Annotated in this window: 17 protein-coding genes and 1 tRNA gene; 4 read left to right on the top strand and 14 right to left on the bottom strand. The window is 64.8% G+C overall.

All coding sequences use genetic code 11. The features are described 5' to 3' along the window. Position 1: 1 nt before the first annotated feature. The gene (locus ACI48I_RS02225) at positions 2–730 is read right to left on the bottom strand and encodes a glycosyltransferase family 2 protein (RefSeq protein WP_498573202.1); all 729 of its coding nucleotides are present in this window, start codon (positions 728–730) and stop codon (positions 2–4) included. Between the two features lie 104 nt (positions 731–834). Continuing rightward, entirely contained in the window at positions 835–1,056 is a 222-nt protein-coding gene (locus ACI48I_RS02220; RefSeq protein ID WP_498573201.1) for a hypothetical protein, read from the bottom strand. A gap of 444 nt (positions 1,057–1,500) precedes the next feature. Between ACI48I_RS02220 and ACI48I_RS02215 the strand changes: the two genes are divergently transcribed. Further along, positions 1,501–3,174, top strand: a complete 1,674-nt coding sequence (locus ACI48I_RS02215) for a histidine kinase famiy protein (protein ID WP_498573200.1) — start codon at positions 1,501–1,503, stop codon at positions 3,172–3,174. Positions 3,175–3,238: 64 nt separating this feature from the next. On the opposite strand, the gene ACI48I_RS02210 is transcribed toward ACI48I_RS02215, so the two are convergent. The 4 genes from ACI48I_RS02210 to ACI48I_RS02195 all read right to left on the bottom strand — a co-directional run bounded on the left by ACI48I_RS02210 (position 3,239) and on the right by ACI48I_RS02195 (position 7,024). After that, positions 3,239–4,732, bottom strand: a complete 1,494-nt coding sequence (locus ACI48I_RS02210) for a DEAD/DEAH box helicase (RefSeq protein WP_498573199.1) — start codon at positions 4,730–4,732, stop codon at positions 3,239–3,241. A gap of 358 nt (positions 4,733–5,090) precedes the next feature. Continuing rightward, a complete protein-coding gene (locus tag ACI48I_RS02205) occupies positions 5,091–5,840 on the bottom strand; it encodes an anti-sigma factor family protein (RefSeq protein ID WP_193688436.1) in 750 nt (249 codons plus the stop codon). 5 nt (positions 5,841–5,845) lie between these two features. After that, the gene (locus ACI48I_RS02200; protein WP_193688435.1) at positions 5,846–6,466 is read right to left on the bottom strand and encodes an LON peptidase substrate-binding domain-containing protein; all 621 of its coding nucleotides are present in this window, start codon (positions 6,464–6,466) and stop codon (positions 5,846–5,848) included. Between the two features lie 99 nt (positions 6,467–6,565). Further along, positions 6,566–7,024 (bottom strand): cupredoxin domain-containing protein, encoded by a 459-nt coding sequence (locus ACI48I_RS02195; RefSeq protein WP_193688434.1) that lies wholly within the window; start codon positions 7,022–7,024, stop codon positions 6,566–6,568. A 223-nt stretch (positions 7,025–7,247) separates the two neighbouring features. On the opposite strand from ACI48I_RS02195, the gene ACI48I_RS02190 reads away from it, so the two are divergent. After that, entirely contained in the window at positions 7,248–9,581 is a 2,334-nt protein-coding gene (locus tag ACI48I_RS02190; RefSeq protein WP_498573198.1) for a CHASE domain-containing protein, read from the top strand. A gap of 122 nt (positions 9,582–9,703) precedes the next feature. After that, positions 9,704–10,984, top strand: a complete 1,281-nt coding sequence (locus ACI48I_RS02185; RefSeq protein ID WP_498573197.1) for a cytochrome P450 — start codon at positions 9,704–9,706, stop codon at positions 10,982–10,984. Between the two features lie 24 nt (positions 10,985–11,008). Here ACI48I_RS02185 and ACI48I_RS02180 read toward each other — a convergent pair whose 3' ends face one another. Continuing rightward, positions 11,009–12,922 carry a bifunctional diguanylate cyclase/phosphodiesterase gene (locus tag ACI48I_RS02180; protein ID WP_498573196.1) on the bottom strand — a complete coding sequence of 638 codons (1,914 nt, stop codon included), beginning with the start codon at positions 12,920–12,922 and terminating at the stop codon, positions 11,009–11,011. Between the two features lie 277 nt (positions 12,923–13,199). Between ACI48I_RS02180 and ACI48I_RS02175 the strand changes: the two genes are divergently transcribed. After that, positions 13,200–14,180: an MBL fold metallo-hydrolase gene (locus tag ACI48I_RS02175; RefSeq protein WP_193688430.1), complete on the top strand. Its 981-nt coding sequence runs from the start codon at positions 13,200–13,202 to the stop codon at positions 14,178–14,180. Here ACI48I_RS02175 and ACI48I_RS02170 read toward each other — a convergent pair. The 7 genes from ACI48I_RS02170 to ACI48I_RS02140 form a co-directional block, all read right to left on the bottom strand. Further along, entirely contained in the window at positions 14,163–15,329 is a 1,167-nt protein-coding gene (locus tag ACI48I_RS02170; RefSeq protein WP_193688429.1) for a GGDEF domain-containing protein, read from the bottom strand. The genes ACI48I_RS02175 and ACI48I_RS02170 overlap by 18 nt on opposite strands. Before the next feature lie 177 nt (positions 15,330–15,506). Beyond that, a tRNA-Ile gene (locus ACI48I_RS02165) sits at positions 15,507–15,585 on the bottom strand. A 122-nt stretch (positions 15,586–15,707) separates the two neighbouring features. Next, positions 15,708–17,933 carry an RNA polymerase sigma factor RpoD gene (rpoD, locus tag ACI48I_RS02160; protein ID WP_227496685.1) on the bottom strand — a complete coding sequence of 742 codons (2,226 nt, stop codon included), beginning with the start codon at positions 17,931–17,933 and terminating at the stop codon, positions 15,708–15,710. A gap of 256 nt (positions 17,934–18,189) precedes the next feature. Continuing rightward, positions 18,190–19,986, bottom strand: coding sequence for a DNA primase (dnaG, locus tag ACI48I_RS02155; RefSeq protein ID WP_498573195.1), 1,797 nt, complete (start codon positions 19,984–19,986; stop codon positions 18,190–18,192). Between the two features lie 114 nt (positions 19,987–20,100). Continuing rightward, a complete protein-coding gene (locus ACI48I_RS02150) occupies positions 20,101–20,550 on the bottom strand; it encodes a GatB/YqeY domain-containing protein (RefSeq protein WP_193688426.1) in 450 nt (149 codons plus the stop codon). 136 nt (positions 20,551–20,686) lie between these two features. Next, positions 20,687–20,899: a 30S ribosomal protein S21 gene (gene rpsU, locus ACI48I_RS02145; RefSeq protein ID WP_005665410.1), complete on the bottom strand. Its 213-nt coding sequence runs from the start codon at positions 20,897–20,899 to the stop codon at positions 20,687–20,689. 181 nt (positions 20,900–21,080) lie between these two features. Further along, positions 21,081–22,301, bottom strand: a complete 1,221-nt coding sequence (locus tag ACI48I_RS02140; protein WP_193688425.1) for a BaiN/RdsA family NAD(P)/FAD-dependent oxidoreductase — start codon at positions 22,299–22,301, stop codon at positions 21,081–21,083. Positions 22,302–22,361: the final 60 nt, after the last annotated feature.

The following is a 22,361-nucleotide window of genomic DNA, read 5'->3' as shown; positions in this document are numbered from 1 at the left end:
GTTAAACCTGGTCGAAGAAAGCGGAAGGCCTGATCACCGCGCCCGTGCGCTGGTGCGCGACGTTGAGCGAGCCGTTCGATTTGCGCCGTTCGAAGCGAATCGTCTCGGGTGCCGTGCGGTGCACATAGCCGGCAGCGATCGTGTCGCAGTTCCATAGCCAGTCCTCGTAGCCAAAGCCCGATTCTCCCGGGCGCGACACCTGGTAGGGATACTCGAGGTAAACCGAGCGCTTGGCGAAGGCGCACGCGTTCCACGGGTTCATGGTCAACAGGCATTCGGGCGTGTAGTACTTGCCTAACTGGTCGGGCTGCCACCAGTAGGCATTGAGTTCGCCGAACGCCACCATCAGTTCAGGGTGATAGATCGTGGTCGGTCCGTTTTCCTCGATGCCGCGGACGCAGCGCTCGATCCAGTTTTTCGAAAAATAATCGTCGCCGTCGAAGGTGCCGACGTATTCGCCGCGCGCCTTCTCGATGGCGAAATTGCGTGACAAAGAAAGGTCGCGGAAATTGATTTCGTGGACCTGGTCGTCATCGCGCAGCGCCGGATGCGACATGATCACGCGACGGGTTTCCGCGGTGGCATTGTCGAGCGTGACGACGAATTCGGTGCGCAAGCCGCGCGCTTCCGCATACTCGCGGCAGCGCTGAATCGACAACAAGGTACGGTAGGCAAGAATGCCCTCGCCGTGCATCGTGATAACGGCACTGACGACAGGATCGGTCTTCATGTTCTGCTTTTCTCTCGGCTCGCTCGCCAGCCTGCCGGGTTCTCCGACGGAACCGCTAACATGGCAGCGCATTGTTGGACATGGTGTGTGTGTTGTTGTATGCACTAGTGCGAAAACGGACCCGCAGCGCGCTCGAGTGCTTCGATGCGCTCGCGCTCGGTACGGTTGAGTTCTTCGAGCAAGGCATTGTTCTGCGCCTCGGCGGTGGCATGGTGCGCTTCGAAGGCGGTCAGTTCGCGCTCGACGAGCTGGTGGATAAGAAAGCGGTGTACCCAAAGCAAGCGCAACGGATCCAGCGGCTTGGGAATGGTTTGGCTCAATTGCATTGCATTGCACATTTGGAAAGGACGCGACGGAGACCGTAAAACAGGCCGCGACTTAATTTGCAGCCATCGACCGCGGCAAGCGTTTCGATCGCTGAAAGGAGAGATGCAAACGCTCTACAGCAGCATGGCAACCGAGCAATTATACAAGGTAATTGCGGCAGCCCCGTCACCTTAAGGTAGCAGATTGTAACGTAGAGGTTTCATTCCTGGCATCACTGCACGTCTCCGATCCTGCGGCGCCGTCCTCTTTGCGCACAGCCGACTGTGATGTTCGCGGTAGCCGGCTTGCCGGGTTTGTGCCCTCTCAAATGTGTGCCGGGCGCTGAGCCGATGGCGTGCTTGCGTGAAGCGACGCACAGTCGGGCGTGTCCGGCCACAGTAGCATCGGCCATGTGCTTGCCTTATGCATGGGCAGTGCAAAACCGATCGTGCGGAAAGGACCCAATGGCAACCGGCTCGACTCCCGAAGAAAACGCAGGCAAGCCGCTCGACATCCAGGGTGACGGGCAGAGCGTCGGCGTGCCCGCTTCCGGCGAAGTCGAGGGCAGCGCCTTCAATCCGCTCGGCAATCCCGGCGAAAAGCACTGGCAGGCTGGCTACATCGAGGAGCCGGGCCTGGAAGAGCGCGGCAATATTTTCTTCGCCGCCGTCGAGATGACGCGCATGCCGATGGTCGTCACCGACCCGCGCCAGGCGGATAATCCGATCGTCTTCACCAACCGCGCCTTCCTCGACCTCACGCAGTACGAAGAAACAGATCTGATCGGCCGCAACTGCCGCCTGCTGCAGGGGCCGCAGACCAATCCCGATACCGTGGCCGAGCTGCGTGCGGCGCTGGCCGAACGGCGCGCCGTCGCCGTCGACATCCTGAACTACAAGGCCGACGGCACGCCGTTCTGGAACGCGCTGTATATCGGCCCGATTTTCGACAAGGACGGCGAGCTGCTGTATTTCTTCGCTTCGCAGATGGACATCACCGAGCGCCGCGCCAGCGAGCAGTCCTCGCTGCAGGCGCAGAAGATGGAAGCGATCGGCCAGCTGACGGCCGGCATGGCCCACGATTTCAACAACCTGCTGCAGGTGATCAACGGCAACCTGGAACTCGCCCTGCTCGCGCTGAACAACACCGGCGGCGCGGCCGAGCCGATCCGGCGTGCCCAGCGGGCCGCCATGAAAGCCGGCAAGCTGACCCAGCAACTGCTGACCTTCGCGCGCAAGCAGCGCCTGGAACCGAAGCGCGTCAACCTGAATGCCCTGCTGGTCGAATTTTCGGAGCTGCTGGTGCGTACCCTAGGCGACCGGGTCGACCTGCAGCTCGACTTGAAACCGGGCCTGCCCTCCTGCAAGCTCGACCCGACGCATTTCGAGATGGCCCTGCTGAACGTCCTGATCAACGCGCGCGACGCCATGCCGAACGGCGGCCGGGTGCGCGTGAGCACCGCCGTGCTGGCCGGCAGCGGCCCCGCCGCCAATGACCCCGGCGCCGCCCAGGTCGCGGTCTGCATCGCCGACGAGGGCGAAGGCATGGCGCCCGAAGTCGCGCAGCGGGCCACGGAACCGTTCTTCACGACCAAGGGGCCGGGCACCGGCCTCGGGCTGGCGATGGTGCATGGTTTCGTGCAGCAGTCGCGCGGCCGCCTGGAGATCGACAGCACGCCCGGCCAGGGAACCACGGTGCGCATGGTTTTCCCCGTGGACGGCGCGCGCGATGGCGCGGCACAGGAACAGGACGAGGCGGCGCAAGAAAGCGCCAGGGCGCGCATCCTGGTGGTCGAGGACAACGAAGACGTGCGCGAACTGGCGGAAACGATGCTCGAGTCCGCGGGCTATGCCGTCGTCTCGGCGCCGAGCGGCGAACAGGCCTTGACCGTGCTCGACGAGGGCGCCGCGATCGACCTGGTGTTTACGGATGTGATGATGCCGGGCGGGATGAACGGGCTGCAACTGGCGGACCAGGTGCGCGCGCGCCGCCCCGGCACGCCGATCCTCGTCACCACCGGCTACATGGATGAGCTGCCGGCGGCGCGCGGCCAGCGGCTCGATGTGCTCGGCAAACCGTACCGCCAGGAAGATTTATTGGCGCGGGTGCGGGCGATTTTGCCCGCGTCGAATGGGTAGGCCGTAAAAAAAAACCTGCGGGCCTTTTCGGCGCACAGGTTTTTTTACGTCAAGGCGAACCCGCTTATTGCGGCTGCGGCTTCGGCAATCCGCCCAGCAAGGCAGCAATCTTCTGCTTCGGCTTGGCCGAGTTCGTGTTCGACACCGCCGCACCGGCGTCCTGGCGCGGCGCGCTGGCCGGCTCGTAGGGCTTCAGGAACCACGGATCGACCTTCTCGCGGCGCGGCAGCGGGCCGGCGCCGTAGCTGCGCGGAGGGCGCTCGCCGCGCTCGGATTCGCTGCGGCGCGGCGGGCGTTCGCTGCGTTCGCCACGTTCGACGCGCTCGCCCCGCTGTGGACGTTCGCCGCGTTCCGCATCGCGACCGCGCGGACGCACCGCGAAACCGGTCAGTTCGCCGCGGGTGATCGTCTGCTTGATCAGCTTTTCGATATCGGCCAGCAGGCGCTCGTCCTTTTCGGTGAACACCGACAGGGCGTCGCCCGAGGCGCCGGCACGGCCGGTACGGCCGATGCGGTGCACGTAATCTTCGGCGTTGTAGGGCAAATCGAAATTGATCACGCACGGCAGGTCGGAAATGTCGAGGCCGCGGGCGGCGACGTCGGTCGCCACCAGCACTTCGATCTCGCCCTGCTTGAAGGCCTCGAGTGCGGCCATGCGTTCCTGCTGGGTTTTATCGCCGTGGATCGCCGACGCCTTGATGCCGGTCTGCTCGAGGTGGCGCGACAGGCGCGAGGCGCCGATTTTCGTGTTCGAGAATACGATCACCTGCTTCAGCTCGCGCTGGCGGATCAGGAATTCGACGACGTCGCGCTTCTGCTCTTCCTCGACTTTATAGACGACCTGCGTGACCTTCTCGGCGGTCGCATTGCTGCGCGCCACTTCGATCAGCACCGGCTTGTCCAGGAAACTGTTGGCCAGCTTCTTGATTTCTGGCGAGAAGGTAGCCGAGAACATCAGGTTCTGGCGCTTCTTCGGCAGCAGGTTGATGATGCGCTGCAGGTCGGGCAGGAAGCCCATGTCGAGCATGCGGTCGGCTTCGTCCATCACCAGCATCTGCACCTGCGCCAGGCTGACGTTCTTCTGTTCGATGTGGTCGAGCAGGCGGCCCGGGGTGGCGATGACGATCTCGACGCCGCTTTTGAGGATGGCGGTCTGGCCCTTCATGTCCATGCCGCCGAAAACGACGGTCGAACGCAGCGGCGTGTGGCGCGAATAGGCTTTCACGTTGTCGGCGACCTGCACGGCCAGTTCGCGCGTCGGGGTCAGCACCAGGGCGCGCACCGGGTGGCGCGCCGGCGACATGCTGCTGTTGGCGTGGGCCAGCAGCAACTGGATGATCGGCAGCGAAAAGCCGGCGGTTTTACCCGTACCGGTCTGGGCGGCGCCCATGACGTCGCGGCCCTGCAGGACAATCGGGATTGCCTGGGCCTGGATCGGGGTCGGATGGACATAACCCTGGTCGGACAGCGCACGCTGGATTTCCGGCGCCAGGCCGAAATCGGCAAAGGTCACGCTCGGTTCGACAGCCGCGGCTTCGTTGTTCGGTGTTTCAGACATTATTCTTTCCGCATTGAGGATGTCTCGATCAACCTGCTGCACGGCGTGCGGCGGATTCCCGAAGCTCCTGAAAATTCAATTTGCTCTACGGGCGATGACCACGCGCGCCCGGCAGGCGCGGCCGGCACTGACAACTCCTGGAGAGGCGGGCTGGCCGCCGGCTGGGGCACGGCCAACAGGCCGGCTCGGTGGGCACGTCGCGCCGGTAAACCGACAGCGCATACGTAGAGACGCAATATATCGCCCTCAAGGTTACCTCAAATCCACGGCAGTGTATATGGAATCGTGTGCGAACCCAGCCGCGGCATTGCCGTTTCGGCAAGCCCGGCTTGACCCGGCTGTCCGCAGGAATGGCGCGTTAACCCTCGCGCTTCCAGCCGCGGGACTGCGCGGCACGTTCCGCGGCCGGTCCCAGCGGGGCCCCGGCGATGCGCCCGTCGATCGCCTCGAGCACGGCCGGCGGCAAGCCGCTGCCGTCCATCCAGGCCGCCCCCGCCGCGCCCTGGGCCAGCACCGGGATTTTCCATTGGCCGCCGTCGCGGCAGGCCAGGCCAGCGGTCGTGTCCATGACAAAACTGCGGCAATACTTGCCGTCCCTGGCAAGGAAACTGATGCCGATGCGCACCCGTCCCGAGGGCCCGGGGCTGGCCAGCTGCCCGCTCAGGGCCGAAGCCAGGTGGCCTTGCGCCACCAGCGCGCCGTCGGCGCCGCTGAGCGAGGCCAGTTCCGCTTCGCCCTGCCAGGCATGCCAGCCGAAGGCGCCGGCCAGCACCCCGGCCGCCAGCGCCGCGGCGACGGCGCCCCAATGGCGGATCGTCCAGGCCGGTTGGGGCGGTGGCGGGACCGGCAGCGGGCCATTGCGCGCCGCGCGCACCATATCGAGCTGCACCACCTTGGCGCCGGAGGGCGAATGCGGGGCGTGAGAATGGGCGCCGCCGTCGCACCCGCCCGCCACCACGCCGTACACGCGGCTGCGGCGGGCACGGTGCTGGGCCACGCGCGCGGCGATCGCCGGGTCGGCCCGGAGCGCGCGTTCGACGGCCGCACGGGCCGGCTCGGCCAGCTCGCCGTTGACGAATGCAATCAAGAGTTCGTCGGAAAATTTCATGGCAGCTAGGAAGTGATCAAGCCATGTTCGTCCAGCACATCGTGCAGCAGCTCGAGGCGGATGACCGGGTTGTCGAGCATGAGCATGTTGTGTTTCTGGGTGTTCGGCAGCGGCAGCAGTTCGCACCAGCGGTTGGCAACCCAGCCGCAATCCTCCAGCCGGAACGGCGGCTGCACCGGCCAGCGCTCCTGCGGCACGTCGTGCAGCGAGGCCAGCACGCGGTCGAGCGCGTCGGAAGCGCCCTGCAGCTCGGCCGGAATGCGCACCGGATGGTCGTCTTCGACCAGCTCGACCTCGGCCATCCACAATCCGTTCAGGCGTTGCTGCGAAGATTTCACCTCGAAGCGCGCGCCGCCCCGGCAGACTACCTGCAACAGGCCGGGTGTGGTGGCGGTGGTGTCGCAGACGGTGGCCAGGGTACCGCTTTCGACGAAACGCTCGGGCGCGCCGCCCCGTGCGCGCACTTCATGTCCCTGGGTCAGCAGAACGACGCCGAAGGGCGTGTCCTCGGTCAGGCAACGACTGACCATGTCGAGGTAGCGCGCCTCGAACACCTGCAAGGGCAATACCCCGTCCGGGAACAGCACCGTGCTCAGTGGGAACAATGGAAGGGAAATCGTGGCCATGCCCAATAATGACAGAATCGAACGACAGACCGCAGCACGATTGCGGGCGCCCTGACAGGTCCGATTCCGCCTGGCCGCGCTGTGCCCGCCGCAGCGGATTCAACCCTGCGGCGCCACCAGCGGGAGCGTGCGCAGCGCCTGGCCAAGTGCCTCGAGGCGCCAGCGCAGGCGGTCCCAGCCGGGATCGGGCAAGGCGACCACCTGCACCGTGAGGGTGCCGCCGGGCACGTCCGGGCAGGCCACCGGATAGATGCCCGCCTGTTCAAAGGGCAGCCGGAACTCCTGGCCCGGCAGCAGCTGCAGCGGACCGAACACATGCGGGCGGCGGTCGTGGTTGCGCAGCAGCAGGACGTCCTGCACGCCGAGGGTCAGGCGGATGCTACGCGGCAGCATCGCGCCGCGCTCCCCGGCCGCCGCTGGCCCGGGGAAGGTAAAACCGCGTTCCTGGCTGGGCGTGCGCAGCGGCGCCAGCGCACCCCACAGGAAGGCCAGCAGGAAGGCGCCGACAAGTGCGCACGGCAGCCAGCGGCGGCGCAGGATCGGATGCAGGGGAATCATCGGGAAGTCTGGTAGACGGGGGCGGATACGGCGCCGAATTGTAGCACTGCAGATATTGTATTATGCAAACAAAAGCGCGGGGCCGCAGGTGAGTGGCAGGTAAATAAGTAGGCATCCCGTGCGCCTGCGCGGGGCATTGCCGCGTATCCTGCAGACCTCGACGCTTGCCCGACGCCTTAGCCCTGATCATCCCGCCGCCCTGCGGCTGCCTACCCCCGACTACATGCCGCATCCGGAACCCGACGAGACCATCCCCACCCGCGGCGCACCTGTCCGCCAGGGGTGGGGGCCCCTGATCCTCGCCGGCTTCGTTTTCCTGGTGTCCCTGCTCCTCACCTATGGCGCCTGGAGCAGCGCGCGGCGCGATGCCGCTGCCGACCTCGCCGCCCAGTTCGACTACCGCGCGCGCGACCTCGTCAACACGACGGTGCGCCGCATGGCCGTCTACGAGCAAGTACTGCGCGGCACGCGCGGCTTCATGCGCGGCAGCGTCGACATCGACCGCCGCGAATTCGCCGAGTATTTCCAGACCCAGAACCTGCAGGAACATTTCCCCGGCATCGAGGCGCTCGGCATCGCCAGCATCATCGAACGCAGCCGGCTTGCGGCGCACCAGTCGGCGCTGCGCGCCCAGGGTTTTGCCAGCTACGAAGTGCACCCGCAGCCCACGGGCGAGTTCGCCACCTCGGTTACCCACATCGAGCCCTTCACCGGACGCAACCTGCGCGCCTTCGGCTTCGACATGTACAGCGAACCGGTGCGCCGCGCCGCGATGGCGGCCGCGCGCGACACGGGCGGCGCCGCCGTCTCGGGCAAGGTGGTGCTGGTGCAGGAAGGACGCGACGTCCAGCCCGGCTTCCTGATGTACGTGCCGGTCTACCGCCGCGGCGCCCCCATCGCCAGCGTCGCCGAGCGCCGCGCCGCCATCGTCGGCTGGGTGTATGCGCCGTTCCGGATGGCGGACCTGATGCGCGGCCTCGGCGGCGCGCACGCGGCCGACCTGCAGGTGACGATTTACGACGGCATGCGTCCGGATCCGGAGTCCCTGCTGTTCCGCTCGCAGGACGCCGCCGCCTGGCGCCAGCCGCTGTTCCGCCAGACCCTGCCGGCGAACATTTCCGGCCGCCCCTGGCTGATCGACATCGCTTCCTCGCCCGGCTTCGAGGCGCGCCTCGACACGCGCCGCCCGCAAATGATCGGCATCACCGGCATCGGCCTCGGCTTCCTGCTGAGCGTGGTCGTCTGGCTGCTGGCGAGCGAACGGGGCCGCGCCGTGCAGCTGGCGCGCGCGATGACGCTCGAACTGCGCCAGTCCTACGAACGCATCGACGCCGAGCGCATGCGCATGGACCTGATCCTGCAAAACACCTACGACGCCTTCATCGCCATCGACGCCGAAGGACGCGTCACCGACTGGAATCCGCGCGCTGTGCAACAGTTCGGCTGGACCCGCGCCGAGGCCCTGGGGCGCGAGATCGGCGAGCTGCTGGTGCCGCTTGACCAGCGCGTGGCGCACGAACGCGGCTTTGCCCAGTTCGCCGCCCTGGACGACCCGGCCGCCGGGACCGACGAACGCGGCGTTCCCCTGGTGCGCCAGGCCAGGCCGCTCTTGAACGGCGAGCCGGCCGAAGTCCTGGCGCGCCACCGCGACGGCCACCTGGTGCCGGTCGAAATCGTCGTCGCCGCCCTGCCCGCCGAAGTCGGCCATGGCGCCAGCGCCTTCCTGCGCGACATCACGCCGCGGCGCGAAGCCGAGGCGCGCGAACGGCTGCGCCAGCAACGCCTGGACGAGGCGCGCACGGCGCTGGCGCGCTCGCAAAAACTCGAAGCGGTCGGCAAACTGACCGGCGGCGTCGCCCACGATTTCAATAACATCCTGCACATCATCAGCGCCAACGTACAGCTGATGATGAAATCCTCCAACAACAGCGAAAAGCGCCTGCGCAGCATCCTCGACGCCGTCGAGCGCGGCTCGAAACTGTCGTCCCAGCTGCTGGCCTTCGCGCGGCGCCAGCCGCTGCATCCGAACCTGGTCAACGTCGGGCTCCTGCTCGAACGCATGGACAGCCTGCTGCAGCGCGCCGCCGGCGAATCGGTCGAGATCGCCCTGGCGCACGGCGCCGACCTGTGGAACACGCTGGTCGACCCGAACCAGCTCGAAAACGTCCTGTTGAACCTCGTCATCAATGCGCGCGACGCGTTGAAAGGCAAGGGCAAGGTCAACATCGCCCTCGAGAACCTGGCGATCGACAACGCCACCGCAGCGGCCGACCCCGAGCTGACCGCCGGCGACTACGTGCGCATCGCCGTCTCCGACACCGGCGAGGGCATGCCGCCGGAAGTCATGGAACGCGCCTTCGAACCCTTTTTCACGACCAAGCCCGAAGGCAAGGGCACCGGCCTCGGCCTGTCGATGGCGCATGGCTTCGTGCGCCAGAGCGGCGGCCATATCCGGATCGCGAGCGTGCCCGGCCAGGGCACGACCGTCAGCATCTACCTGCCGCGTGCCGAGACGCAGCCCGACGCAGCCCTGCCGCAAGCGCCGGCCGCGCACTGAGCACCTGGTGCATCACACAGCAGGCCAGTGTTGTACAAAGCGCGACAACGCTTCCGTGCGGGCGCCAGCGCACATTGGGAATGCATCGGCTCTGGCACACTCTGGTGCAAAGGAGATCGCCCATGAACGCGCCCCATTCCGCCGCCCTGCCCGTGCACCGCGCCATCCTGCAGGCGCCCGGCTTCGACAACACCATCGCCCTGCTCGAGGAAGGCTACCGCTTCATCGGCAACCGCTGCGACGAACTCGGCACCGACATCTTCGGCACCCGCCTGATGCTGCGGCGCGTGGTGTGCGTGCGCGGCGAAGCGGCCGCGCGCATGTTCTACCAGCCCGGTCGCTTTACCCGGCGGCGCGCGATTCCGCCGACCACGCTGACCCTGCTGCAGGACCACGGCAGCACGCAAACCCTGGACGGCGAGATGCACCGGGTGCGCAAGGCGATGATGCTGTCGCTGCAAGCGCCGGAATCGCGCGCGCGCCTGGTGGCGCTGGCCGAGCGCGAATGGCGCGAGCGCATGAAACGCTGGCCGCGCTTGCGGCGCCAGGTCCTGATCCAGGAAGCGCAGGCGGTACTGTGCCGCGCCGCCTGCGCCTGGGCCGGCGTGCCGCTCGCCAACGTCGAGGAAGAGGTGCTGCGCACGGCCGAATTCTCGGCCATGATCGATGGCGCCGGCGCAGTCGGTCCGCGCAACTGGCTGGGATTGTCGCTGCGCCGGCATACCCGGCAGTGGGCGCACGACCATATTGCGGCGGTACGCGCCGGCCGCCCGACCGAGCCGGACAGCCCGCTGGCCGTGATCGCCTTCCACACCGATGCCGACGGCGAAGTGTTGTCCATGGACGATGCGGCCACCGAACTCATCAATGTGCTGCGGCCGGTGGTGGCGGTGGCGCGCTACATCGTGTTCGGCGCGCTGGCGCTGCACACTTACCCCGAGTGGCGAGCGCGCCTGGCAAGCGGCGACGAGGCGGCCCTGGAGATGTTTGTCGAGGAAGTGCGCCGCTTTTACCCCTTCTTTCCGGCCATCGGCGGGCGCGCCAACCTCGCCTTCGAGTGGGACGGATTACGCTTCGAAAAGGGAGAGTGGGTGCTGCTGGACGTCTACGGCACGAATCGCCATCCCTCGACCTGGCCCGATGGAGAGGTGTTCCGTCCGGAACGCTTCGAAGGCCGGCAAGGCAGCGGCTTCGATTCGATCCCGCAAGGCGGCGGCGATGTGGCACATGGCCACCGCTGTCCGGGCGAAACGCTGACCGTCGAGCTGACCAAATCGGCGCTGCGCCTGCTGGCGGCCGAGGTGAGCTACACGGTGCCGCAGCAAGACCTGGAAGTGAGCCTGTCGCGCATGCCGGCGCTGCCGGCCAGCGGCTTCGTGATCGAGGATGTACAGCCGGCTTGAGTGGAACCGATGCGCGGCCTTGCCTCAGGCCGCGTCGCGCTCGGTCGGCAGCAGTTCGAGCGGGCTGCGCTCAGCCACGGCATGCACGCCCACCCGTCCGCGGCCAAGCAATTTCGCCTCGTACATGGCGGTGTCGGCGCAGCGCAGCAGGCTGTCGGCATCAAGCGCGCCATCCGGATACACGGCCACGCCCAGGCTGGCCGAGATGTGCACAGTAAAACCTTCGGTCATGAAGGGCCGGTTCAGTTCGCGCAAAATATCTTCGGCGACCTTTTTCGCGTCACCGGCACCGGTAACCCGCGGCAGCAGCACGACGAATTCGTCGCCGCCAAGGCGGGCCAGCGTGTCGGAAGCGCGCAGGGTGGTACGCAGGCGCGTCGCCACCTGCTGCAGCAACACGTCGCCGACGGCATGGCCATAGCTGTCGTTCACGGGCTTGAATTTATCGAGGTCGAAGAAGATCAGGGCCAGCTTGTGCTCTTCGCGCTGGGCCGCCAGCAAGGCCTGGCGCAGGCGGTCGCCGAACAGCAGGCGGTTCGGCAGGCCGGTCAGGATGTCGTGGTGCGCCAGGTGGCGGATTTGCTCTTCCTGCATCTTGCGCGCATCGATATCGGCGACGGTGCCGACGATGCGCAAGGGGCGTCCGGCAGCATCGCGCTCGGCGACCTGGCCGCGCGCCAGGATCCAGCGCCAGTTGCCGTTGCGCAGGCGCGTGCGGTATTGCGCCGTGTAGTCCGGGGCGGTGCCATTCAGATGGGCGTCGAGCGCATGCAGCACCGCCGGCACGTCTTCCGCATGAGACATCCCGGTGAAAACGGTGCGGTCGAACGGCAACAAGGTGCTTTCAGCATCGACGATGCCCTGCGCGCTCGGCGACAGGGTGACCAGGCCGCTGTCGAAACTGTAGTCCCAGACGCCTTCGCCGGTGGCATTCAGCGCCAGTTTCCAGCGCGCTTCGGCCGCTGCCAGCGAGACCACCCCACGGCGGCGGTGGTCGGCGGCGGCCAGCGCGGCCCAGCCGGTCAGTGCCAGCAGCAGCGAGACGGCAGCGCCGGTGTAGACCAGTAACTCGCTCTGCTGCACGTAGCGCGCATTCGCATCCGCGATCGACTGGCCGACGGTGACCAGCAGGCCATAGTCGGCCAGCGCGCTCCAGCCGTAATAGCGTTCGACACCGTCCATGCGGCTGGCGCGCTGAAAATTGCCTCCAGGCCCGCTGTCCGGCGAGTACGGGTAACCCGTCAACAACTTGCCGCTGTCGCGCATGGTGAGGTCACGCGTGGTGCGGGCGACAACGATCCCGTCGTTGCGTACCAGGGCAATCGAGGCGGAGCCACCGAGGTCGATGCTGTGGTAGAAGCGCGAAAAATAGGTTGGCGCCACGCCGGCCACGATCACGCCGACCAGCTTGCCGTCACCATCGAGGATGGGCCGGGAAAACTGGACCTCCCATTCTCCCGACACCCGCCCGGTGCGTGGCTTGCCGATAAACAGCCGGTCTCCGGGCACGCCCGTCAAATGGGTATGCACGGGCTCGCGGTCCTTCAGGTCGATGTGCTCAGCCGCCCCGGCGATACTCGAAAACACCAATTGTCCGTCCGCGTCCGTGACCACGACATTGAGGTGGAGCCGTCCCTGAAGATGAGCGTTGAGTTCGCTAACGATGGCGCCGAACTGCTCGGGATTGCGCTGCCAGCTCAAGCGCAACTGGCTGAGCGACAAGTCGATGGTGACGATGCTCGAGCGCACTTCTTCGGCGAAGGCATGCGCCAGGTTACGCACATTGCGATTGCTTTCATCGCGCGCAATCTGAACCAGTTGCCCACGTTCATGCGCCACGAACAGCCACACCAGCGGCAACGCGACGGCCAGGAACAGGGCGAGTCGGCGCAAGACCGTGCTACGAAAGTAGGCGCCGGCGTCACGCAAGGGGCGCATGGACAGTATCGTTCGGTGGGGCATCGGCCGGATAACCCGGCACGGTAGGCGGGCTTGAAGTGTAGACGAGAAGTTACGCAATTAATTTTACAGATGCGCTGATGGCCCCTCAAGCAATAAAGACGAAGTGTTGTTTGTAGGCACCGTCCTACAGAATAATGCAAGATTATGTCATTCCAAGATAGATCTTGAAATATTCTTTCATGACCCGCACTCGGCAATTGTCCGCCGCATTCGCCCGTTTCACGCATAATCGAGGAACGAACAAGGACAATACATGGAACTGCAATTCCTGGGCACCTCGTCCGGCACGCCCAGCCGCGCGCGCAACGTGTCGGGCCTGGCCCTGCGCGCAACGGGGTCGAAACACTGGTACCTGGTCGACTGCGGCGAAGGCACGCAGCACCGCATCCTGCGCACGAATTTCTCGCCGATCAGCCTGCGCGCGATCTTCATCACCCACATCCACGGCGACCACTGTTATGGGCTGCCGGGCCTGCTCGCCAGCGCCGGCCTGCTCAACCGCGCGGAGCCGCTGCTGATCGCCGGCCCGCCGGCAGTGGAGCGCTTCGTGCGCGGCGTGATGGACAGCACGGAATTGCGCCTGCCCTACCAAGTGGAATTCTCGGCCGTCGAGCCCGGCTGGTCGCTCGCCACCTTGCCCGACTTTCGCATCGAGGCGGCGGAACTGTCGCACCGCGTGCCCTCGTTCGCCTTCAGCTTCGTCGAAAAAAGCGTCGAACGCCGTCTCGACATCGCCAGGCTCGAACGCGACGGCATCGCCTCCGGCCCCGGCTGGGGCCAACTGCAGCGCGGCGAAGACATCGCATTACCCGATTGCCGGGTGGCGCGCAGCGCCGACTACCTGTTGCCCGGCCGGCGCCAGCGCAAGGTCATCGTTGCCGGCGACAACGACACGCCATCCCTGCTCGCCGCGCAGGCGCGCGACGCCCACGTTCTCGTGCACGAGGCGACCTATACCGAGGAGGTGCTGCAGAAGGTCGGGCCCGGGCCGCAGCACAGCTCGGCACGGGCGACCGCCGCCTTCGCTGAAGAGGCCGGGATTCCGAACCTGATCCTGACGCATTTCAGTCCGCGCTACCAGCAGCAGGGCAATGGCGGGGCGACGATGGCGGATATCGAAGCCGAGGCGCGTTTCGCCTACAGCGGCAATCTGTTCCTGGCGAGCGATTTACAACGTTATACGCTGGACCGGCAGGGCAAGCTGGCAGCCCTGCCCTTACCGAACGGCGCCTGACTTGCGCGCCGGCCCCGCCAGCTGAAGCGACTCGATCCGGTCGCGCCCGTTGTGCTTGGCCCGGTACATCAGCTCGTCCGCGGCGGAGATCAGGTGGCGCAGCGGATGCTCGAAGGTGAACTGGGCCAGATCGACGCTGGCGACGCCGAAGCTGGCCGTGGCCCGCAGCCGCGTCGCGCCGTCGGTCGACACGACCTCTGTCGCGGCGAAGGTAACGCGCAGACGCTCGGCAAGGCGCAGCGCGCCGGCCAGGTCGGTGCCCGGCAGGACGACCAGGAATTCTTCGCCGCCATAGCGCACCACGCTGTCGACCCCGTCCCGAACCGCGACCTGCAGGATCCGGGCAAAGCCGCGCAACACCATGTCGCCGTCGCCGTGTCCATGGGTGTCGTTGATCTGCTTGAAGCGGTCGATGTCGCACAGCACCACGCTCAGGCTGTCCGCATCCGGCGCACGTTCTCGCCACCGCCCGCCCATCAACTGATCGTGCAGGTAACGGCGGTTGAAACACCCGGTCAGGTGATCGCGCTCGGCCGCATGTTTGAGTACCGACCACGAGCGGAACTCCTCGCGCGACACGTACTGGAAACGGCGTGCGGCCAGGAAGCCGAAGGTATTCACGAGCACCAGCAGCATGCCCATCGTGAATTTGTCGGCGGACGACATGCGGCTGTACTCGGCCGCGAGCACGACAAACACGATCGTCGCCACCACCGCAATGGTCGACGCATAGCGCAGCCGGTTCGGGATATACAGGTAGACCACCACCAGCATGATCGCCAGCGACATCGCGTGCCAGTGGAATTCGGCCGGACGCAACACCGCGATGAACATGAAGCAGGCCAGCGCCACCCCCTCCGCCAGCGAAGCGGCAAGGCGCGCGGCAGGCACCGACAGGACCCGCCGGTAAGCCAGCCAGGCGCAGCTGCCGGCCGTCAGCGCAACGGCGATGCGCGCGCCCAGCAGCGCCATCGTGTCATGGCCCCAGCCGAGCGCGGCGAGGTCGGTGGCGAAAAATCCGAGATAAAAGACGGTGCAGAAGGTCAGCGTAAAGCCCAGCAAGGACTGGGTCTGGTCCTGCTTGTGCTGCAAAAAGGCGCGTTCGGTCGGCGCGTGCACGAACTCGCCGGTCAGCGAATTGATTTCCATTGTTACCCCAACGCCCTGCGCCTGCTGATCAGGATGCCATTGTGCCAGCAATTAGCACCTTAGAGAATCACGCATTGTCACTATCGGTAGATGGCGCGCGCGACGGACGTGCCGCGTTGACTCGGCTGGAAACAACAAAGCCCAGTCCGGCGGACTGGGCTGAGGTATCGATTTGACTGGTAGGCCTCCCCGGAGTCGAACCGGGCACCAACGGATTATGAGTCCGCTGCTCTAACCAGGCATGAGCTAGAGGCCCAAACTCGTTACAGATGGGAAGAAAAATCTCGCCACCGCGCTGCGGTGTCCCGAACGAAGTGGCGAGAGGATATTGCTTTTAGTACAGAGCCGTCAAGCTTTAGCTGAGCACAGCAACAACAATCAGCTGCTGCCTTCCAGGAAGCTCTTCAGCTTGTCCGAACGCGACGGGTGCCGCAGCTTGCGCAGCGCCTTCGCTTCGATCTGGCGGATGCGCTCGCGGGTGACGTCGAATTGCTTGCCGACCTCTTCCAGCGTGTGGTCGGTCGACATCTCGATGCCGAAACGCATGCGCAGCACCTTCGCTTCACGCGGGGTCAGCGAGTCCAGCACGTCCTTCACCACACCACGCATCGAGGCGTGCAGGGCCGCATCGGACGGCGCCAGCGTGTTGTTGTCCTCGATAAAATCGCCCAGGTGCGAATCGTCGTCGTCGCCGATCGGCGTTTCCATCGAGATCGGCTCTTTCGCGATCTTCATGATCTTCCGGATTTTGTCTTCCGGCATTTCCATCTTGACCGCGAGGGTGGCCGGATCCGGCTCGGCGCCCGTCTCTTGCAGGATCTGGCGCGAGATGCGGTTCATCTTGTTGATGGTTTCGATCATGTGCACCGGGATACGGATGGTGCGCGCCTGGTCGGCGATCGAGCGGGTGATGGCCTGCCGGATCCACCACGTCGCATAGGTCGAAAACTTGTAGCCGCGGCGGTATTCGAATTTATCGACCGCCTTCATCAGGCCGATATTGCCTTCCTGGATCAGGTCGAGGAATTGCAGGCCGCGGTTCGTGTATTTCTTGGCGATCGAGATCACGAGACGCAGGTTGGCCTCGGTCATCTCGCGCTTCGCCTTGCGCGCCTTCATCTCGCCGGCCGCCATCTGGCGGTTGATGTTGCGCAGGTCCGGCAGCGGCAGCACGACGCGCGCCTGCAGGTCGATCAGGCGTTGCTGCAGTTCCTTGATCGTCGGGATATTGCGTCCGAGGATGGCACTGTAGGCGTGGCCGGCGTTGACTTCGCCATCGACCCATTCCAGGTTCGTCTCGTTGCCCGGGAAGACTTTGATGAAGTGGGCGCGCGGCATGCCGCAGCGGTTCACGGCAACATCCAGGATCTGCTTTTCGATGTGGCGCACCTCGTCGACCTGGCCGCGCAGGGTGTCGCACAGCTTTTCGACGACCTTGGCCGTGAAGCGGATGCCCAGCAGTTCGTCGGAGATGGCTTCCTGCGCCTTGACGTAGGCTTTCGAGTTGTAGCCGTCCTTCTCGTAGGCCTTGCGCATCTTGTCGAACTGCGACTCGATGGTGCCGAACTTTTCCAGGGCGGCCATTTTCAGTGCTTCGAGCTGCTCGGCGGAATAGCCGGCGGCGCCAGGCGTGGCGGCGGCTTCTTCTTCCTCGCCCTCTTCCTCGGCTTCTTCTTCCTCGTCTTCGTCGTCGTCGTCGGAACTTGGGCCGACCGCCGATGGCGAGGTTTCTACCGCGCCTTCTTCTTCGACCAGGCCGTCGACGATTTCGTCGATCTTGATCTCGTCGGCTTCGATGCGCTGGGAAGCGGAGATGATTTCGGCGATCGTCACCGGGCAGGCGGAGATCGCCTGGATCATGTCGCGCAGGCCGTCTTCGATGCGTTTGGCGATTTCGATTTCGCCTTCGCGGGTCAGCAGCTCGACCGAACCCATTTCGCGCATGTACATGCGCACCGGGTCGGTGGTACGGCCGAAGTCGGAGTCGACGGTCGACAGCGCCGCCTCGGCCGCGGCCTCGGCTTCATCGTCGCTCGTGACGGTCGCAACGTTGTCGGACAGCAGCAGCGTTTCGGCATCGGGCGCGTGTTCGTACACGGCAATGCCCATGTCGTTGAAGGTGCCGATGATGCCTTCGATCGCTTCCGGATCGACGATGTTGTCGGGCAGGTGGTCGTTGATTTCCGCGTAAGTCAGGAAACCGCGTTCCTTGCCGTTCTTGATCAGCGTCTTGAGCTTCTGGCGCCGCAGCTCGATCTCTTCTTCGCTCGCTTCGGTATCCGACGCGAACGCGTCTTTCAGCAAGGCTTTTTCTTTGGCCTTGCGGTCCTTGGCCTTGGCCTTGTCGACGGCTTTCAGTTCGGCGCGTTCGACCGCGTTCAGGGCGGCGACTTCGTCGTTCTCGGGGGTGAATTCTTTCGGCTTGCGACCGCGGCGCCCCGGGACTTTCACGGATGGCAGCACGTAGCCCGACGTGTCGATGGCGGCCAATGCGGCGGCATCGGTGGTCTGGCTGACGACAGGTGCGGCGCCCGCAGTGCGAGCTTCCGCCTTGTCTTGCGCATTGTCCGCCTTGGCGGACGCTCTGGTGGTTTTGGCAGCCACTTTGGGTTCGGGTTTCTTGGTTGGCACAGGCGCTTTCGATGTCACAACGACTAACTTTACGATGGTTAAAGATAAAGTTTTGTTACCTTACATCACGCTTCAAACAGCGTACAACACTGCTGCGCTAACTGAAACTCCACGCCCCTTTTGACACGAAAGTCGTTTCAAAGGTTGCAATAGTTAGCGTTTTATTATAGCACGCACCCCTCTTTTTCCAAGTTGCACAAAGCTTAACTGCCGGCTTTGCAACACACCCTTAGCGGGGCGACATGTTCGCCGCATCTTCGCGTTCCAGGACCTGCTGCTGGGCCATGATTTCGCGATAGCGAGCGCTCACCTGATCTGGGGTCAGGCCCTTGGAAAACAACTGGTTCAACTCCTGTTTCAGCGCATCCTTTTTGATTTGCCTCACGGCGCTACCCAGCCAGACACGGTCGGCTTCAGGATCCGATTCCGGCTCCGAGGCGATTTCGGCAATGATGCGGTCGTAGTGCCCGCCGCCCTCTTTCAACTGTTCGGACAGGGCCGCGAAGTTGCCGTATTCGCCCAGGGCCTGGGCGGTGCCGACGAGATAACGCAAGGCATCGCTCGATTCCTGGCCGAAATGATCAAACGCCTGCAGCGCTTCCTCGTCGAGGGTCAGCGACAGCGCCGGATGCGCAACCAGGATGCGCACGATCTGCAACTCCAGGCCGACCGGTTCCGGCCGCCCCTGACGCGGCGGCGCCTTCTTGGCAACCGATACCGGCTTGGACAACTCGAACAGACTTTCGATCTCGGCCGGCGACGATTCCGTGAGGCTGGCCAAACCGCGCACGATCTGCAGGCGCAGCGAGGATGGCGTCATCGCCTGCAGCAGCGGCTTGGCATCGTACTGGGTGGCGGCGCGCCCTTCCGGCGTCGATAAATCGTGTTCGCCCGTCACTTCGCGCAGCAAAAACTGGGACAAAGGCATCGCGTCGTTGATTTCCTGAGCAAAAGCATCGGCGCCGAACTCGCGCACGAAGCTGTCCGGGTCGTGCTTTTCGGGCAAGAACAGGAACTGGATGGTCTTGTTGTCCGACACCTGCGGCAAGCACGCCTCGAGCGCACGCCGTGCGGCGCGGCGGCCTGCTTTATCGCCGTCGAAACTGAAGATGACGTTGTCGGTCTGGCGCAGCAGCTTTTGCACGTGGGTACTGGTGCACGCCGTGCCGAGGGTGGCCACCGCTTGCGGGAAGCCGAGCTGGGCCAGCGCGACGACGTCCATATAGCCTTCCGTCACCAGCACATAGCCGGCGTCGCGGATCGCCTGGCGCGCTTCGAACAGGCCGTACAGTTCGAGACCCTTCTGGAACAGCGGCGTTTCAGGCGAGTTCAGGTATTTCGGTTCGCCGTTGTCGAGCACGCGCCCGCCGAATCCGATCACCTGCCCTTTGGTGTTGCGGATCGGGAACATGATGCGTTCGCGGAAACGGTCGTAGCGCTTCTTGTTGCCGCCGTCCTCGTCGACCTTGTCGATCACGAGGCCGGATTCGACCAGCGCCAGCATCTCGTAATCCGGGAACACGCTACGCAGGTTGTCCCAGCCGGACGGGGCATAGCCCATGCCGAAGCGGGCGGCGACTTCGCCGGTCAGGCCGCGGTTCTTCAGGTAGGTGATCGCGTTCGGCGCGGTTTTCAGCTGGGCCCGGTAGTAGTCGCAGGCCTGGCTGAGCGCTTCCGTCATCGACTGCGATTGCGCCTGCTGGGCGGCGCGCTGCAGCGGCGGAATCTTGTCGTCGGCCTCGGGCACGACCATGCCCACGTTCTGGGCCAGGTCCTTGACGGCATCGACGAAACCCATGCCCGAGTACTCGATCAGGAAACCGATCGAGGTGCCATGGGCGCCGCAACCGAAGCAGTGATAGAACTGCTTGGTGGGGCTGACGGTGAAGCTGGGGGACTTTTCGCTGTGGAAAGGACACAGCCCCATGTAATTGGCGCCGCCCTTTTTGAGCTGAACATAGCGCCCGACCACGTCGACGATGTCGACGCGGTTGAGCAAATCGGTAATGAAGGATTGCGGAATCACGTAGGAGGTCTACACCGTGTTTGTCTAAGCTCAGACTATACCGCAGGGCTCGCTGCAAATTGATTTACAACAAGCCCGGGGCCGTCCGGCCCGTTTGTGCTCAGTTATGCTACATCAGGCGCCGGTCAGCGCTTTCTTGACCAGGGTCGAGACGACGGTCATGTCGGCACGGCCCGCCAGCTTCGGCTTGACGATGGCCATGACTTTACCCATGTCCTGCGGACCGGCGGCGCCGGAGGCGGCCACGGCGGCGGCAACTTCGGCGGCGATCTCGTCATCCGACAGGCCGGCCGGCATGTAGGCGACCAGCACTTCCAGCTCGGCCTTCTCGATGTCGGCCAGGTCCTGGCGGTTGCCGGCTTCGAACTGGGTGATCGAGTCCTTGCGCTGCTTGATCATCTTTTCGACGATGGCCACGGTTTGCTGGTCGTTCACTTCGATCTGTTCGTCGACTTCCTTGCGCTTGATTTCGGCCAGCAGCAGGCGGATCGTGTTGAGCTTGCCGGCTTCCTTGGCGCGCATCGCCGCTTTCATGTCGTTGGTGATTTGTTCTTTCAGGCTCATGGCTTCTCCGAATCGATTAGTACGGACTACAAACAACAAAACCCGCCGGGGTCACAACCAGGGCGGGTTCGCAGGACTTCTCGCAGCTACCGGGACGAGCGCAGCGCTTCGTCGCCGGACTAGCCGGCAGGCAGTCTTAGTACAGTTTCTTAGGCAGTTGCTGGCTGCGGATGCGCTTGTAGTGGCGCTTCACGGCAGCGGCGAGCTTGCGCTTGCGCTCTGCAGTTGGCTTCTCGTAGAACTCGCGTGCGCGCAGTTCGGTCAGCAGACCGGTTTTTTCGATGGTGCGCTTGAAGCGACGCATTGCGACTTCGAACGGCTCGTTTTCTTTAAGGCGGATAGTGGTCATGTAAAAATGAAACCGTTGGATTTAGGAAGAACGAAATTCTAGCAGCTTTTGGCAAGCAGTGGAAGAGATTACGTCGGTGTGATGGATTTGATACAGGGGTGTTGATGCGTTGTGGAGCTGCGGCTGGGCCGTTCGTGGTCGGCATGATCCGCGTGGGCATGCATGCCCACCCCACAAAAACTTAAACGCTCTGGCCGGCGACGTAGCCGGAAGCCCAGGCCCACTGGAAGTTGTAGCCGCCGAGCCAGCCGGTGACGTCGACCGCTTCGCCGATGAAATACAGGCCGGGGACATCCTTGGCCATCATCGTTTGCTGGGACAGCGCGCGGGTGTCGACGCCGCCGAGGGTGACTTCGGCCTTCCGATACCCCTCCGAGCCGGTCGGGACGATGGCCCAGCGGTTGATGGCGTCGCCGAGCTTGCGCAGCTTGGCGTCGGGCATGTCGGCCAGGCGCGCGTCCGGGGCGAGGCCGTTGGCCAGCAGCAGGCCCTCGACCAGGCGCGCGGGCAGCCATTGGGTCAGCACGTTGCCGAGCTGCTTCTTGACCGTCGTCTTGGAGCCGATCAGTTCCTCGGCGACATCCATCTCCGGCAACAGGTTCACCACGATCGGGGTGCCCGGTTCCCAGTAGCTGGAAATTTGCAGGATCGCCGGGCCCGACAGGCCGCGGTGGGTGAACAATAAATCTTCGCGGAACAGGCCACCGCCTTTTCCATTCCTTGCATGTTTACCCTTGCCGGAACTAGTGGAGACCTCGACCTCCAGCGCAATACCCGCCAGCGGCGCAAAAGCAGCCCAGCCCGGGCCATCGAAGGTCAGCGGCACCAGGCCCGGACGCGGCTCGACCAGCGGCAGGCCGAACTGGGTGGCGATGCGGTAACCGAGGTCGGTGGCGCCGATTTTCGGGATCGACAGGCCGCCGGTGGCGATCACGACGCTCTCCGCCGCGATATCGCCGTGGTCGGTATCGATGAGGTAGCCGTCCGCCTCTTTCGTGATGCCATGCACCTTGCACGGCATGCGCCAGTTGACCTCGGCCGCGCTGCACTCGGCCTTCAGCATGGCGATGATCTGCTCGCTTGAGTCGTTGCAGAACAGCTGGCCGCGGTGCTTTTCGTGGTATGCGATGCGGTGTTTTTTCACCAGGGCCAGGAAATCCTGGGCCGTGTAGCGCGACAGCGCGCTTTTACAAAAATGCGGGTTCTCGGACAGGAAGTTGGCCGGCCCGGCGTTGATGTTGGTGAAGTTGCAGCGCCCGCCGCCGGAGATGCGGATTTTCTCGGCCAGTTTTTCGGCATGGTCGATCAGTACCACGCGCTTGCCGCGTGCGCCGGCAATCGCCGCGCACATCATTCCGGCCGCGCCTGCGCCGATTACCGCTACATCGAATTGTTTTGCCATGAGCTGCTGCCGCCAGATTCAAACCCGCCATTGTAAACGCTTGCAGGCTGGCTGCGGCCG

The organism is Massilia sp. LXY-5 (genome assembly GCF_059801075.1).
This window is presented reverse-complemented; position numbering and strand designations above follow the sequence as displayed.